The organism is Streptomyces sp. Sge12 (assembly GCF_002080455.1).
Classification (GTDB): domain Bacteria; phylum Actinomycetota; class Actinomycetes; order Streptomycetales; family Streptomycetaceae; genus Streptomyces.
The window spans coordinates 4,993,251-5,007,870 of record NZ_CP020555.1 but is presented as its reverse complement, the minus strand read 5'-3'; the positions used below and the strand labels follow the sequence as shown (position 1 = coordinate 5,007,870).

The following is a 14,620-nucleotide window of genomic DNA, read 5'->3' as shown; positions in this document are numbered from 1 at the left end:
ACTTACCAGCCCAGTTCGTTCGCGGTGGTCTCGGCTATGGCGGGCGAGCAGGTCATGCCGCGCCCGCCGGGTCCGGTCACCAGCCAGACGCCGTCGGCCACCTGCTGGCGGTGGACGACGCGGGTGGTGTCGGTGCACTGCGCGTACACGCCCGCCCATCGGTGGCGGATCCGCGGCAGCGGGCGGCCCAGGAAGGACTCGGCCACGGCGGCGACGTGCTCGTAGGGGTCTTCGAGGGTGTCGAAGGCGAAGGGGTGCTCGTACTCGTGGGTGTCACCGATGGTCAGTCCGCCGTCTCGGCGCTGGACCATCAGCAGCTGCATCTTGTGCGCGGCGGCGATGGGCGCCTGCTCCTGCTCGGCGTTGAGGACGTCGAGCGCGGGGGAGCCGTAGGCCGGGTAGTAGCGGAAGCTGTCGGCGTCCGCGACCGAGGTCGTCAGCTGCTCGCCGAGCGGGTCGGTCTGCATCATCTGGAGGCGGACGCGGCGCACGGGCAGGTCGGGGGCCAGTTCGCGGACCAGGCCGGACAGCCAGGCGCCGGTGGCCAGGACCACGGCGTCGGCGCGGTGCACGTCGCCGTGGTCGTCGCGGGCGGCTCCGGGGCCGACCACCTCGCGGACCTCGCGGCCGGCGAGGAAGGTGTAGCGGCCGGACGCGCGCAGGGCCTCGCGCAGGTGGAGCTGCGCGGTGCGCGGCTCGACGGCCGCGTCCCGCTCGCACCACAGGGCGGCCTCGAAGGTGCCGCGCAGCGCCGGGTTGATCTCCCGCGCCTCGGCCGCGGTGAGCAGCTTGTAGCCGCGGGCGGCGGCGTCCGGGCGGGCCAGGGCCGCCTCGGCGACCGCGAGTTCGCGGGCGGTGTGGACGGGGGTGAGGGAGCCGTTGGCGCGGAAGCCCAGGCCGGGCACCTCCGCGCCGATGCGCTCCCAGAGCTCGCGGGCCCGCAGGGCGGTGTCGAGCTCCTCGCCCCCGGCCCGTCCGCTGACCCAGATCTGGCCGAAATTACGCAGTGACGCTCCGCGGGCCTCCGCTTCTCGCTCGATCTGGACGACCTCGTGGCCGCGTTGGACTGCTTGCCAGGCGTGCATGGTGCCGACCACGCCGCCTCCGACGACTATGACTCTCACGTCGGCAACGGTGGGTGCGGACCGTGACCCGGGAGGGGCGGTGCGGCAACGCTCCGGTGAACAGACCTCGACACTTGGACTAGACCCGTTATCTTTCTGTGATCGAACAGCACCCCACTATGTCCGATACGGCGCGGTACGTCCTGGGCTATGCGGTCTGCAGACGGGTCGTGAAGCTGAACCGATCACCACGGTAGAGCGAACGGACCCGCTCGAGCGGCCGGCCGTCCTGGTCCCGTGAGAAGCGGTGGATGAGCAGCATGGGGAGGGCGGGTGGCGTGCCGATCAGCAGGGCCTCGCGGGGGGTCGCGAGGACCGTTTCCAGCTTCTCGTCGGCCTCGCCGAAGGAGATTCCGAGGCTGTCGCGGAGGTACGCGTAGAAGGAGGAGTCGGGCTGGAAATCGACGTCCAGGCGAGGGGCCCGGGCCACCCGGATGTACGTGCTCTCCAGGCCGACGCGCTCGTCGTCGGCGAGCAGGACCCGCTCCAGGTGCCAGACGGGCTCGCCGGGCTCGGCGCCGATACCGGAAGCGACGTCGGGCGGGCAGGGGAACTGCTCCAGGCCGATGAGGTGACGGCCCGGACGGCGGCCCTGGCGGCGCACGCCCTCGGTGTAGCTGGCGAGGGAGAGGGGCTGCTCCAGCTTGGGCCCGGCGACGACCGTCCCGCGGCCGGAACGGCGCAGCCGGCCCTCCAGCAGCAGCTCGCGCAGGGCCTGGCGGACGGTCTCGCGGGACACCTCGTACCGCTCGGCGAGATCCCGCTCGGTGGGCAGCGTGCCGCCCTCGCCGAGCTCGTCGAGGAGCTCGGCGATCCGGGCCTTGACGGCGTAGTACTTGGGGATGCGGCCGTGCTCGGGAATGCCGGAACGGACGGGTGAGCCGGGGCGGTGACGCTGGGTCTGTTCTTCCACGGTGGGACTCTATGCGGGGCGGCCGGGACGGCACGGTGACGGGCCGCGGCCCGGCACGGCCGCCGGGGTGCCGGGTGCCGGGGTGCTGGGGTGCCGGGGTGCCGGGTGCTGGGTACTGGGGCGCGCCGGGTGCCGGGGCGCGCCGGCCGCGGTCAGCTCGTGGGCGTACGGCGCAGGCGCCGGGCCCCCAGCAGCAGCCCGCCCCCGGTGGCGAGCGCGGTCACGGCCGCGGCGCCGTACGCCCACTCGCGGTGGCCGGTGTGGGCGAGGGAGCCCGCCTCGACGGGGTCGGCCGGTCCCTCGACCGAGAACTGGTAGCCGCCCGCCTCGCCGATCCAGTCGCCGTCGTCGCCCTTGCGCTGGACGAGGGCGGCATCGGCGACGACCTCGCCCACGGGGGCGTCGGGGGCGAAGGCGAGACCCACCTTGACGGTCAGGGAGCCGCCGGGACCGACCGTGAAGCCGGGGAAGGCGTCACCGCCGTCGAAGACGGCGATGATCTCGTCGCGGTCGCTCCGCTCCAGGCTGACGGGGAAGGTGCCGCCCGGGGCGTCGAACTCCATGCGCAGGTGGGCGGGGCGCAGGGTGCGGGCCTTGTCGGTGAAGACGACGATCGGGTGGATGGCCGTGCACTCGGAGTTCGTGGTGTTGGTCAGGTCCAGGAACCAGGTCTGCGGCCCGGCACCGGTGCGGTACACGGCCGGGCCGCCGCGGATGCGCGCCCCGATGGGGAAGGCGGTGCTCTTTCCGTCGCCGCAGGTGGCCTGCGTACGGGAGGGCAGCGCGGGCGCGGGACGGCCGCCGCCCGCACCGATGTCGGCCCCGGCGGTGGGCGCGGTGGCGGCGACCAGGGCGGCGGAGAGAACGGCGGTGAGGGCAAGGGCTTTGCGCAGTCGCATGGAAGACCTTCGCTGCTCGCCGGACGGGACGATGATCGGACCAGGTGACAATCGCCCCGGCCCTGCCCGCACCCTGCCACCCCCGCGCAACCCCCCTCCGGGAGCCACGCCTGAGTCGTTCCGGTTTACGCCCGAATGCCCCACAGGTCAACCCACCCCCTCCAGCCCCCTTCCAGCCTCGCCGGCGTTTGAGGCGCGGGGGTCCGGGGGCAGCGCCCCCCGGCAACGGCGCCGCACCCGGCACGACACCAGGCCCCGCACCCGGCTTGGGACCGTCACTCCGCCCGCCCGAACACCGGCCCGAGCGCCAGCTCCGCCGCCCCCTCCGCCACGCCCGCCCCCGCGAGGGCGACCACCGGCCGGGCCGGATCCAGCGCGCGGGCCGCGAGAACCGCCCCGACGCCGGCCACGAAGACGTCCGGCGCCGCCTCCACCACCCGCCCGCCGAGCAGCACGCGGTCCACGTCCAGCAGCGCGACCAGGTTCGCCGCGGCCTCGCCCAGGATCCGCGCCGCCTCGGGCAGATCGCCCCGGGCCACCGCCCCCAGGCACAGCACCTCCACGCAGCCGCGCGCCCCGCACCGGCAGGGCGGGCCGTCCATCAGGAGGACTTGGTGCCCGAACTCCCCCGCCGCCGAGCGCGCACCCCGGTAGACCCCGCCGCCCAGCCACAACCCCGCGCCGAGCCCCGTCCCGACGTGCAGGTACACGCAGGTGCGGGGCCCGCCGCCCGCATACCCGTACGCATCCGGCACGCCGCCCGCGGCGCCCGCCACAAGCCCCGCGTCCCCGTCCGCATCCGCATCCGCATCCGGCCACGTGGCCCGCAGCCACGCCCCGGCGGCGGCCGCCGCACCGGCGTTCGTGTCCTTGTCCAGCAGGACCGGCAGGCCCAGCCGCCCCTGGAGCACCCCCCGCAGCGGAAAGCCCTTCCAGCTCGGGAACCCGGTGACCCGCCCCATCGTCCCGGCCCGGTGGTCGAGCGGTCCCGGTGCGACCACTCCGACGCCCAGGAGCGGCAGCCCGACCGGGTCCGCGACCCGCGCGACGGCCCGTACGACCGCCTCCACCACCGCTTCCGGGCCGGCCCCGAAGTCCAGCGGGCCACGGCACTCGCCGACGACCCGGCCCGCCAGGTCCACCCGTACCGCCCGGAGCTCGTCGCGGTCCACGTGCACCCCGGCCGCGTGCCGCGCCTGCGGCACCAGGCGGAGCAGGGTGCGCGGTTTGCCGCCGGTGGACGCGGCGCGCCCGGCCTCGGCGATCAGCCCGTCCGCGCCGAGCCGGGCCGTGATCTTGCTGACGGCCTGCGGGGTGAGTCCCGTACGGGTCGCGAGCTCGGCGCGCCCCAGGCCCGCCGGGCCCGCGCCGCGCAGCAGATCCAGCATCAGCGCCTCGTTGTACCCGCGCAGTGCCGGCAGGTTCACCCCGCCGCGTCCGTGCCCGCTTCCCCTGTTCACGAGCCCATTGTCCACCTTCCTTGCACTCCAGCAACACTGTTGCCAAAGTGGCTCCATGAGCACCTCCGCCTCCTCCGCCTCCCCCACCTCTTCCGCCCCCGCACCCCTGCGCGTCGGCGTCATCGGCTACGGACTCGCCGGTTCCGTCTTCCACGCCCCCCTCGTGGCCGCGACGGACGGGCTGGCCCTCGACACCGTCGTCACCTCCGACCCGGCCCGGCAGGCGCAGGCCCGCGCGGAGTTCCCCGACGTCCGCATCGCCGCCACCGCCGACGAGCTGTGGGACCGGGACCTCGACCTCGTCGTGATCGCCTCCCCCAACCGGACGCACGTCCCGCTCGCCACCACCGCCCTCGAAGCCGGGGTTCCGGTGGTCGTGGACAAGCCGCTCGCCGCCACCGCCGCCGAGGCCCGCGAGCTCGCCGCTCTCGCGGACCGCAGCGGAACGTTCCTCTCCGTCTTCCAGAACCGGCGCTGGGACAACGACTTCCTCACCCTGCGCCGCCTGATCGCCGACGGGGAACTCGGCGAGGTCCAGCGCTTCGAGTCCCGTTTCGAGCGCTGGCGCCCGCAGCTGAAGGGCGGCTGGCGCGAGTCGGGCGCCCCGGAGGAGATCGGCGGCCTGCTGTACGACCTCGGCAGCCACGTCGTCGACCAGGCGCTCGTCCTGTTCGGCCCGGCGGTACGGGTCTACGCGGAGACCGACGTACGCCGCCCGGGCGCCGAGACCGACGACGACACCTTCATCGCGCTCACGCACGCGAACGGGGTCCGCTCCCACCTCTACGTCAGCGCGACCACCGCCCAGCTCGGGCCGCGGCTGCGCGTGCTGGGCTCCCGGGCCGGCTACGTGAAGTACGGCCTGGACCCGCAGGAGGGCGCCCTGCGCGACGGGCTGCGGCCGAACGGGGACCTGCCCTGGGGCGAGGAGCCCCCGCACCTGTGGGGCCGGCTGGGTTCCGGCGAATCGCCGCTGACCGGCGGCGGGATCCCGGTGCCGACGGAGCAGGGCGACTACCCGGCGTACTACGCGGCGGTGGAGGCCGCCCTGCGCACGGGCGGGCCCGCGCCGGTGACGGCGCAGGAGGCCGCGCAGTGCCTCGACGTACTGGAGGCGGCCCGCCGGTCGTCCCGCGAGGGTGTGGTGGTGGAGCTGCCCGCCGCGCAGTGAGGCATGCGGAAGGGGCGGGGCCACCACCGGCAGCCCCGCCCCTTCCGTGTTCCGTGTTCCGTGTTCCGTTCGTTGGCGCGCCGCTACGCGCCCTTGAACTCCTGGCGCTGACGGCCGAGACCCTCGATCTCCACCTCCACGACGTCACCGGCGCGCAGGTACGGCTTCGGCTCCGGCTGGCCCATGGCCACGCCCGCCGGCGTACCGGTCACGATGACGTCGCCCGGGTAGAGGGTCATGAAGTGGCTCAGGTACCGGACGACCTCGCCGACCGGGAAGATCTGGTCCGCGGTGTTGCCGTCCTGCTTGAGCTCGCCGTTGACCCAGAGCTTCACGTCCAGGTCCTGCGGGTCCGCCACCTCGTCGGCCGTGACCAGCCACGGGCCGAGCGGGGTGAAGGTCTCGCAGTTCTTGCCCTTGTCCCAGGTGCCGCCGCGCTCGATCTGGAACTCGCGCTCCGAGACGTCGTTGACCAGGACGTAGCCGGCGACGTGCCCGAGCCCCTGCTCCGCGGAGTCCAGGTAGCGCGCGGTGCTGCCGATGACGACGCCGAGCTCGGCCTCCCAGTCGGTCTTCACGCTGCCGCGCGGGATCAGCACGGTGTCGTCGGGGCCGACCACGGTGTCCGCGGCCTTCAGGAACAGGATCGGCTCGGCCGGCGGCTCCGCCCCGATCTCGGCCGCGTGCCCGAAGTAGTTCAGGCCGATGCCCACGACCTTGCCGATGCGGCCGACCGGCGCACCGATCCGCAGGCCCTCGGCGCCCAGCACCGGAAGCCCGCCGGATTCGGCCGCGTCCCGCACCCGGGTCAGCACGGCGTCGTCGGCGAGCAGGGCGCCGTCCACATCCGTGATCAGGCCGGACAGGTCACGGAGGGTGCCGTCCTGGTCGAGCAGCGCGGGGCGTTCCGACCCGACGGGTCCGACACGCAGCAGCTTCATGGGCATTCTCCCGTGGTCGTGGGTGGTCGGCCCATGGGCGTGCCCAGGGCCGGCCGATGGGTTGCGGCCATCGGAGGATTTGGTCGATCCTCCAAGATGGCCACCCAATCCGCAAGACCCTGTTCACAGACTGGAACGCACGCCTCCGTCCACGGAGTGCTCCGCCGCCTGCTCCGCACGCTCCTGCGCCCGATCCTTGCGGTACTGGAGCCAGGCCCGCTCCGCCACCGACCACGCGGTGGTGGTCACCAGGTAGAGCCCGGCGGCCAGGGGCACCACGGCGGCCGTGATCAGCGTCCCGAAGGAGAGCAGGGGCAGTACGCCGCCCAGCTTGCGCATGACCTCCTGCTGCTCGGCGCTTACTTCGGCCATGACCCCCGCCCCGGCGCCGGCACCCGCCCCGGCCCTCTTCGGGGCCCCGGCTTTCTTGGCGGCAGCGGCCTTCTTCGGGGCCGCGGCAGCGGCGGTGGCGGCAGCCTCCGCGGCCGCGGAGGCCGCCCGGCGCCCACGCACCGCGCTCCACGCGGCCACCACCGCGATCGCCGCGAACAGGCCGAGGAACACCAGCCCCTGCGCCCCGAACAGACCGCCCTCGCCCAGCGCCTCCGTCCACCGGGAACCCAGCGGCGCGGCGAAGAGCCGGTGCCCGAGCAACTCGTTGGCCTTCCCGCCCACCTCGGCGGAGGAGAACGCGTGGTACATGACGAAGAACACCGGCAGCTGGAGCAGCACCGGCAGGCACCCCGCCACCGGGGTCGCCCCGCGGAACGCGGCACGGCTCAGCGGGTGCAGGGCGAGCCGTACGAGCACGGTGAACAGCACGATCGCGGCAGCGGTCGCGGACTGCGCCAGCACCGGCTCGAGAAGCCGGCCCAGCTCAGCAACAAGGTGGGTGAAAACGGACACGCGGGCCCTCCGAAGGGTCTCGTCGAACGTCGAAAGAGATGCATTTCGGCGTGACGACCCGCGAGGGGCGACAACAGTGATCAGTCAGCAGAAGGCGGGATGTACTGCGCGCCCCTACGCGGCCGTCGGGACGGGACGACCGGGCGCCCTGGGCCGCGACCGGCCCGAGGCATCGGGATCGCGCTGCGGCAGGAACGCCGTGCGCTGCTCGCGATCACGGATCGCGGTGCGTATTCGGTGCGGCGGCACGGGCCGCACGAGCCGCGCGGCGGCGGCCAGGGCCGCGGTGCCCACGGAGACGGTGGCCGCGAAGGCGACCACCACGGCGCCGAGCCCGCCCTCCCCGGCGAACAGCCCGAGGAGACCCCCGAGCAGCACGAGCGGGAGCAGCACGGCAAGGACCCGAGAGGTCCGGGCGAACAGCGCGAAGGACAGCAGGCGGCCGCCGCCCCGATGCTGTGGTTGCTGCCGAGCCATACGGACCTCCTCCTCTCCACTCCCGCGCACGAACTCCCGTACGAGACCGATAGTAGCCGGGCCCACCGACAACCCACCGGGGCCGGACTACCGGGCCGCCCTGAGGGTCCCCCAGACCACGAGCCGGTACTTCGAGCTGTACTCGGGCGTGCAGGTGGTGAGCGTGATGTAGGCGCCCGGCTCGCTGTAGCCGTGGTCCGGCTTCACCACGCTCCGCGGCACGGGCGCGATCACCCCGGTGTCCCGCTCGGTCGTCTGGCTCAGGGTCTTCCCGACCACATACGTGTACCGGCGCCCCCGCAGGTCGACGATCAGCTCGTCGCCCGCCCTCAGCCGGTCGATGTGGCGGAAGGGCTCCCCGTGGGTGTTGCGGTGCCCGGCGAGGGCGTAGTTCCCCCGCTCCCCGGGCCCCGCGGTCCCCGGGTACTGCCCGGCGTAGCCCTTGTCCAGGACGGCCCGCTTGTCGACCCCCTGCGCGACGGGGACGACGAGGCCGAGGCGCGGGATGCGCAGGACGGCGTACGCCCGGTCCTGCCTGCCGTCCCCGCCCTCCCGGCCGCCCCGCTGCGCGGGCCCGGCCGCCGCGCCCGTCGCGGCGGGTTCCGGACCGCGCCCGGCGGGAGCCTGCGACGGGACCCCCGGCCCGGGACCGCCCCCGGCGGGAGCCTGCGGCGGGGGCCCGGGGTCGGGGCCGGCGCCATCCCAGGAATCCCAGGACCGTTCCAGGGCCTGCACCTGCTCGTGCGCGGCGGCCATCGCCTGCCGGTTGGTCCACCACACCTGGTGCACCACCAGTAACAGGACCACCACGCCCATGGTGACGATCAGCTCGGCGGACGCCCACAGCACACCGGCGAGACCGGCCCGGCGCCCCCGCCGGCCGCCCCCCTGCACCACCACAGGTACGCGATCTCGCACGGGCGGCACCTTAAGACCTCCCCCGTCAACTGACCAGGGCAGTACGGTGTGAACCATGCGCCCCGACACGCCTGCCGAGCACATCGCCGAAGCCGAGCGCCTCATCCGCACGGCGACCCGCTACCCCGAGGACCAGGAGCCCTTGCTCCTCCAGGCCGCGGCCCACCTCGAACTGGCCGACGCACGCGACCGGGCGAGTGCCCTGTACGACCAACTCCTCTCCTCCTCCCCGTCCGACCCCCACCTGGTCAAGGCCCTGCAGGCGGCGAACCTCTGGGAGTACGGCCACGAGGCCGAGGCCCGCGCCCTCATCTCGGGCATCCGGGCCGCCTCGCCGAAGGACCCGGCGCCGTGGGAGGTCATCGCGGAAGCCCTGGAGGCCCACGACGAGTTGGAGGCCTCGCACGACTGCTTCACCGAGGCGGCCACCCTCCTCATCACGGAGGACGACCCGCTGACCCCGGCCACCACCGCCCTCCTCACCGGCCGCCACCGCGTACGCCGGCTCCTCGGACGCCCGCACGACGACTGGGACATGGTCGCGGACACCCGCCACATCGGCCCGATCCCCCTCGACGAGCTCCACGACCCGAAGCGCATCTGGGCCCTGGGCTCCGACGACCCCACCGAGCTGCGCGCCGAGATCGCCCGCCTGCGCGCCGAACTGGGCGACCGCCGCGCCGCGCTCTCGCGCCCCTTCCCGGTGGCGATCCTCCACTGGCCGCAGCGCGAACTGTCCGAGCTGCTGACCAGCTACCCGACCCTCGCCTCCGAGTACCCCTCGCACGAGGCGCACCTGAGGGACATCGAGACGTCCCTGCGCGCCCTGGCCGCCTCGGGCACCACGAACCTCGGCATCGTCACGGCGAGCGTCCCGTCCTACGAGGCCTTCGCCGCGTCGGAGAAGACCTCCCCGGCCTCCCCGTCCCTCCTGGCCGAATACGCCACGACCCTGGCCGCCCGCGGCAAGGCCACCCCGTGGCCCCCGACCCCCACGGCCCCCTGCTGGTGCACCTCCGGCAAGCCGTACTCGGAGTGCCACAGCACCGGCTGAGTACGGGTCGACGGTGGACGGGGGAGGGGCTGACATCATGCGTGCATGACCGGTGCCGTCCCCTCCTCCCCCGGTGTCTCGGCGCGTATGAGTCGACAGGCCTCGCGCGACACGACACAGGAGTTGGCCGTGCGCCGTCTCCTGCACGCGTCCGGCCTGCGCTACCGCGTGAACCTCCCGGTTCCCGGCATACGCCGCCGCACCATCGACATCGCCTTCACCCGCGCGCGGATCGCCGTCTTCCTCGACGGCTGCTTCTGGCACGGCTGCCCCGAGCACGCGACGCGGCCGAAGGCGAACGCCGAATGGTGGCGGGCCAAGCTGGAGAAGAACATGTCCCGCGACCGCGAGACGACCGCCCACCTGGAGACGACGGGGTGGACGGTCCTGCGGTTCTGGGAACACGAAACACCGGAGGCAGTGGCCCGCACGATCACACTGACGCGCGCCGGCGCGCAGCGGGGCTAGGCCGTCTCTTTCGGATCTTGTCGGATCAGCCCGGGTCGTCCGGTGCGGTACATCGCAAGGCGGAGGGGCGCCCGTGTACTGGACGTACTCGGGCGCCCCGACAACGCGGCGAGGTGCCGTGCCGGGCGGGCCGGGCCCGACAAGATCCGGAAGAGACGGCCTAGCTCCGGCGGTCGGCGGCCGCGTACGTGGCCGCGGCCATTGCGGCGGCTGCCGTGAAGACCGCCGGCCAGGCTCCGATGCGCTTCGCCAGGGGGTGCGATCCCGCGAACGCGGCGACGTAGGCCGTGCCGAGGAGCGCCGTGGTCGTCGGGGACGTGCGGCGGTGCCATTCGCGGCCCGCGAGCGTGCCGGCGGCCGCGAGGATCACGCCACCGAGCGGGCGCCGGCCGGTCCAGCGGGCCGTGGCGTAGCCGCCGACGAGGCCGGCCGCCGCTATTGCCGAGGTGGGGATCTGCGCCATCGTGGGGCCTCCGGTCGTTCGAACGTGACGTCGGTACGAGGCTAACGCGCGCGCCGCGTGAAGCGGCGGGCGGCCATCACCCCGAGGACCACGACCGCGCCGCCGAGTACGCCCGGCGGCAGCGTGTCCTGGACGGCTCGGGGCAGCACCGCCATGACGCCCAGGATGATGAAGAACGCCACCGCGCACGCGGTGAGCCCGGCCAGGGCCCGGCGCAGGAGAGAAGTACGCACACGGGTTCAACGCCGCACCGGGGGACGGCGATACGGGCGGCCCGGACCGGGGACGGACGTCGGATTTGTCGCACACCCTCCGGATCCGCCCACGTGCCCTCCGTGGAACCTCCCCGGCGTAGATTCACTCTCCTACACGGGCGATACGACCGAAGACGCCCAAGCCGGCCCAAGGAGCTGCAAACGTGATCTGTTACGGACCGGCCGTGCTGGACCTGTCGGACGAACTGGCCGACACCTACAGCGAGGTCTTCTCCGCACCACCGTGGAACGAGGACGAAGAAACCATTCGCCAGTTCTCCCTCCGGCTCCAGGCCGACAGCCGCCGCGCCGGATTCCGTACCGCCTTCGCCCAGTCACCCGCCGGCATCGACGGCTTCGCCACCGCCTGGCTGACCCCTAAAACCTTCCCCCGCGACCGCGCGTACGGGCAGGTCGCGGCCCAGCTCGGCCGGCAGCGCGTACGGGAACTGCTCATCGGCGCCCTGGAGATCGACGAACTCGCCGTACGCCCCCACGCACGCGGACACGGCACCGGCCGCGCCCTGCTCGCCGAGATCACCGCCGACGCCCCCGACGCCCGGGCCTGGCTGCTCACCGCCCGGGTCGCCACCGACACCGTCGCCACCTACCGGCGCCTCGGCTGGCACGAAATCACCCCGCTGCCCGGAACGGAGAACGGCGTCGTCGTCTTCCTCGCCCCGAACCACCCCTCGGCCTGAGCATCGCGCGCACCCCACCGGGCATACCCCGGGCATGATCGCCTGTAGCGCCTCCCTCGCCCGCGTCGCCCAGCGCCAGCTGAACCTCGCCACCTACCACCAGCTCAAGCAGGCCGGCATCCCGGCCGGCACCATCAGCGGCCGCAGCCGCCGCGGAGGGCCCTGGCAGCGGCTCCTGCCACGGGTGTACCTGCTGCAGACCGGCCCGCCGGACACCCGGCAGCAGGCACTGTCCGCCGTCCTGTACGCCGCCCACCCCGCGGCCGATCCGCTCTCCGGATCCACCGCCGCACTCACGGGCGGCGCCGCCCTCGCGCTCCTCGGCATCCGCGACGCCCCGCCCGAGCCGCTGGACGTCCTCGTACGCGCCCCTCGTTCGCCGGCCGCCGCAGGCCGGGTCCGGCCCTGCCCGACCTCGCGCTGGCCCGCCACCATCCACATCCGCGGCGTCCCCAGCAGCCGCCCCGTCCGGGCCGCCGCGGACTTCGCGGCCCGGACGGACGATCCCGACCTGGTGCGCTCCGTACTGGCCAACGTCGTCCAGGGCGGCTGGTGCCACCCCCACGACCTGCACGCCGAACTCCGCGCGGCCCGGATCCGCGGCCGCCCCGCCGTCCGGGTCGCGGCCGCGGAACTCGTCGCCGGGGTCCGCTCGATCGCCGAGGGCCGCGCACGCGACACCCTCGCCGCCACCGACCTCCCGGCCCCGCTCTGGAACGCCCGCCTCCACGACCCGGACGGGACCTTCCTCGCCAGCCCGGACGCCTACTGGCCCGAGGAGGGCGTGGCCCTGGAGATCGACTCCGCCGAATACCACTACACGCGCGACGCCTGGCAGGCCACCCTGCACCGGCGGCTGCGCCTGGAGTCCCGGGGCGTCCTGGTGGCCAGTACGACGCCGGGGATCCTCCGCGACAGACCGGCGGACGTGATCGCCGCCCTGCGCGCCCTCCTCGCCCTGGGCGCCGCCCGCCCCGCGCCCCCGACGGTCACCGCCCGCGGCCACGCCCAGCTGGAACTGCCGCTCCCGCCGCCCTACGCCCCGAAGGCACGCGACACCGAATAGATCATCAGGCCGGCCAGGGCGCCGACCACCGTGCCGTTGATACGGATGAACTGCAGGTCACGGCCGATATGGGCCTCGATCTTGCGGGAGGTGTGCTCGGCGTCCCAGCCCGCCACCGTGTCCGTGATCAGCGAGGTGATCTCGGTCCGGTACGTGGTCACGACATACACGACCGCGCCCTCGATCCAGCCCTCCACCTTCGCCTGGAGCCGGCCGTCGGTGGCCAGTCGCGCACCCAGCGAGATCAGCGAGGCACGGACCCGCAGCCGCAGCTCGCTCTGCTCGTCCTCCGCCGCCGAAATGATCATCGAGCGGATGGCCGACCAGGCGGACGCGATGACGTCCTGGACCTCGTCACGGGCCAGGATCTCGGACTTCAGCCGCTCCACCCTCGCACGGGTCTCCGTGTCCGACTGGAGGTCGGCCGCGAAATCCGTCAGGAACCGGTCCACCGCCCCGCGCGCCGGATGCTCCGGCATGTCCCGCATCTCCGTGACGAACCGGAGCAGCTCCTTGTAGACGCGCTCGCCCACCTTGCGGTCCACGAACCGCGGGGTCCAGCCCGGGGCGCCGCCCTGGACCGCGTCCGTGATCGACGCCCCGTGCGTGACCAGCCAGTCATGGGCCTTGGCGCAAATGAGGTCGACGGCACGGCGGTGACCGCCGTCCTCGACGACCCGCTCCAGCGTCTTGCCGATGCCCGGCGCGATCTCGGCGGTCTCGGCCCGCCGCGTAATGGCCTCGCCGACGACAGCCTGCACATCGGAATCGCGCAGCACGGTCAGCGCGCCCCGGAGCGCCGCGGCCAGCTCGGCGGTGACCCGGTCGGCATGCTCGGGCTCGGCCAGCCAGGAACCGAGACGGCCGCCGATACCGAGGGCGTGCAGGCGGGCCCGGACCACGTCGGACGAGAGGAAGTTCTCCCCGACGAACTCGCCCAGGGACACACCCAGCTGGTCCTTCTTGGTCGGAATGATCGCGGTGTGCGGGATCGGCAGGCCCAGCGGACGCCGGAAGAGGGCGGTGACGGCGAACCAGTCCGCGAGCGCGCCGACCATGCCGGCCTCCGCGGCGGCCGCGACGTAACCGGCCCAGCCGCCGGCACCCCAGGCGTGCTGGGCGTACTTGGCCAGTACGTAGACCAGCGCGACCAGGACCAGCAGGCCGGTCGCGGTGGCCTTCATCCGCCGGACCCCGCGACGGCGCTCCTCATCGGCGGCGCTGAAGACGAACGCGCCGCGGGTGGGTGGCGCGACGCCGGTACCTCCGGTGGTACTGCGGTTACCTCCGGTGGTGCCGCTACCTCCGGTGGTGCTGCGGTTCTCCACGTGCTCCTGCCTTCCCCCGGGGGCGCCGGTTTTGTCTGCATAGCATCCGACTCCCGGGAGGGACGCGGAGTTCCCGCCACGCCAGTCCGCTCCCGCGGGGGCAGCAGTCCGGGCGCCCCGGCGGTGTCCGGCTCGGCGCCGTTGCCCTGCGGGCGGCTCGGCGGTGTGCGGCTCGCGGCGGTGTGCCGGGCGCTGCCCGGACCCGCGTCTCAATCGCCGGCGAGGCTGAGTGGTGCGGGCCCGTGCCTTCGTGAGCGGCGTTGCTGAGTGGTGCGGGGTGGTCGGCCTGGGTCGGTGCGTGGGGCCGGGGCGGGGTGTCTCCTCGGCTCGGCGCGCGCGGGCATGTCTCGGCCGTACCCGGTGGTCGCGCCTCGTCCTGCGGGGACACCCCGCCCCGTCCCCACTCCCCTCCGCCGACACACCCCCGGGAAAGCCCTACCCCCCAATCGGGTCCCGCGTACAGCCGAAGCCGGGCGT

At 74.1% G+C, this 14,620-nt stretch carries 16 protein-coding genes; 5 read left to right on the top strand and 11 right to left on the bottom strand.

Annotated elements, in window-relative coordinates:
• Positions 1–2: 2 nt before the first annotated feature.
• The 4 genes from B6R96_RS22410 to B6R96_RS22395 all read right to left on the bottom strand — a co-directional run bounded on the left by B6R96_RS22410 (position 3) and on the right by B6R96_RS22395 (position 4,324).
• Entirely contained in the window at positions 3–1,124 is a 1,122-nt protein-coding gene (locus tag B6R96_RS22410) for a TIGR03364 family FAD-dependent oxidoreductase (protein WP_081523414.1), read from the bottom strand.
• A 148-nt stretch (positions 1,125–1,272) separates the two neighbouring features.
• Positions 1,273–2,037, bottom strand: a complete 765-nt coding sequence (locus B6R96_RS22405) for a GntR family transcriptional regulator (protein ID WP_081523412.1) — start codon at positions 2,035–2,037, stop codon at positions 1,273–1,275.
• A gap of 152 nt (positions 2,038–2,189) precedes the next feature.
• Positions 2,190–2,936 (bottom strand): hypothetical protein, encoded by a 747-nt coding sequence (locus B6R96_RS22400; protein WP_030388607.1) that lies wholly within the window; start codon positions 2,934–2,936, stop codon positions 2,190–2,192.
• 275 nt (positions 2,937–3,211) lie between these two features.
• Positions 3,212–4,324 (bottom strand): ROK family transcriptional regulator, encoded by a 1,113-nt coding sequence (locus B6R96_RS22395; protein WP_237291687.1) that lies wholly within the window; start codon positions 4,322–4,324, stop codon positions 3,212–3,214.
• A gap of 127 nt (positions 4,325–4,451) precedes the next feature.
• On the opposite strand from B6R96_RS22395, the gene B6R96_RS22390 reads away from it, so the two are divergent.
• A complete protein-coding gene (locus B6R96_RS22390; RefSeq protein ID WP_051779596.1) occupies positions 4,452–5,567 on the top strand; it encodes a Gfo/Idh/MocA family protein in 1,116 nt (371 codons plus the stop codon).
• An 83-nt stretch (positions 5,568–5,650) separates the two neighbouring features.
• Here B6R96_RS22390 and B6R96_RS22385 read toward each other — a convergent pair whose 3' ends face one another.
• The 4 genes from B6R96_RS22385 to B6R96_RS22370 all read right to left on the bottom strand — a co-directional run bounded on the left by B6R96_RS22385 (position 5,651) and on the right by B6R96_RS22370 (position 8,809).
• Positions 5,651–6,508, bottom strand: a complete 858-nt coding sequence (locus B6R96_RS22385; protein ID WP_081523411.1) for a fumarylacetoacetate hydrolase family protein — start codon at positions 6,506–6,508, stop codon at positions 5,651–5,653.
• 123 nt (positions 6,509–6,631) lie between these two features.
• The gene (locus B6R96_RS22380; RefSeq protein WP_081523409.1) at positions 6,632–7,414 is read right to left on the bottom strand and encodes a YidC/Oxa1 family membrane protein insertase; all 783 of its coding nucleotides are present in this window, start codon (positions 7,412–7,414) and stop codon (positions 6,632–6,634) included.
• A 114-nt stretch (positions 7,415–7,528) separates the two neighbouring features.
• Positions 7,529–7,891: a DUF6412 domain-containing protein gene (locus B6R96_RS22375; protein WP_107475564.1), complete on the bottom strand. Its 363-nt coding sequence runs from the start codon at positions 7,889–7,891 to the stop codon at positions 7,529–7,531.
• Positions 7,892–7,978: 87 nt separating this feature from the next.
• The gene (locus B6R96_RS22370; RefSeq protein ID WP_237291489.1) at positions 7,979–8,809 is read right to left on the bottom strand and encodes a class E sortase; all 831 of its coding nucleotides are present in this window, start codon (positions 8,807–8,809) and stop codon (positions 7,979–7,981) included.
• Positions 8,810–8,864: 55 nt separating this feature from the next.
• Between B6R96_RS22370 and B6R96_RS22365 the strand changes: the two genes are divergently transcribed.
• Entirely contained in the window at positions 8,865–9,863 is a 999-nt protein-coding gene (locus B6R96_RS22365) for a tetratricopeptide repeat protein (protein ID WP_030388614.1), read from the top strand.
• A 45-nt stretch (positions 9,864–9,908) separates the two neighbouring features.
• Positions 9,909–10,331: a very short patch repair endonuclease gene (locus B6R96_RS22360; protein WP_078626576.1), complete on the top strand. Its 423-nt coding sequence runs from the start codon at positions 9,909–9,911 to the stop codon at positions 10,329–10,331.
• 160 nt (positions 10,332–10,491) lie between these two features.
• On the opposite strand, the gene B6R96_RS22355 is transcribed toward B6R96_RS22360, so the two are convergent.
• Both B6R96_RS22355 and B6R96_RS22350 read right to left on the bottom strand, forming a co-directional pair.
• Positions 10,492–10,794 (bottom strand): hypothetical protein, encoded by a 303-nt coding sequence (locus B6R96_RS22355; protein ID WP_081523406.1) that lies wholly within the window; start codon positions 10,792–10,794, stop codon positions 10,492–10,494.
• 41 nt (positions 10,795–10,835) lie between these two features.
• The gene (locus B6R96_RS22350; RefSeq protein WP_081523404.1) at positions 10,836–11,027 is read right to left on the bottom strand and encodes a hypothetical protein; all 192 of its coding nucleotides are present in this window, start codon (positions 11,025–11,027) and stop codon (positions 10,836–10,838) included.
• Positions 11,028–11,212: 185 nt separating this feature from the next.
• On the opposite strand from B6R96_RS22350, the gene B6R96_RS22345 reads away from it, so the two are divergent.
• Together B6R96_RS22345 and B6R96_RS22340 are read left to right on the top strand one after the other, a co-directional pair.
• On the top strand, positions 11,213–11,749 hold the full coding sequence (locus B6R96_RS22345) for a GNAT family N-acetyltransferase (RefSeq protein WP_037861010.1): 537 nt from the start codon (positions 11,213–11,215) through the stop codon (positions 11,747–11,749).
• Between the two features lie 34 nt (positions 11,750–11,783).
• Positions 11,784–12,815: a hypothetical protein gene (locus tag B6R96_RS22340; protein ID WP_081523402.1), complete on the top strand. Its 1,032-nt coding sequence runs from the start codon at positions 11,784–11,786 to the stop codon at positions 12,813–12,815.
• Here B6R96_RS22340 and B6R96_RS22335 read toward each other — a convergent pair.
• Positions 12,785–14,143, bottom strand: a complete 1,359-nt coding sequence (locus tag B6R96_RS22335) for a DUF445 domain-containing protein (protein ID WP_081523400.1) — start codon at positions 14,141–14,143, stop codon at positions 12,785–12,787. The genes B6R96_RS22340 and B6R96_RS22335 overlap by 31 nt on opposite strands.
• Positions 14,144–14,620 lie beyond the last annotated feature (477 nt).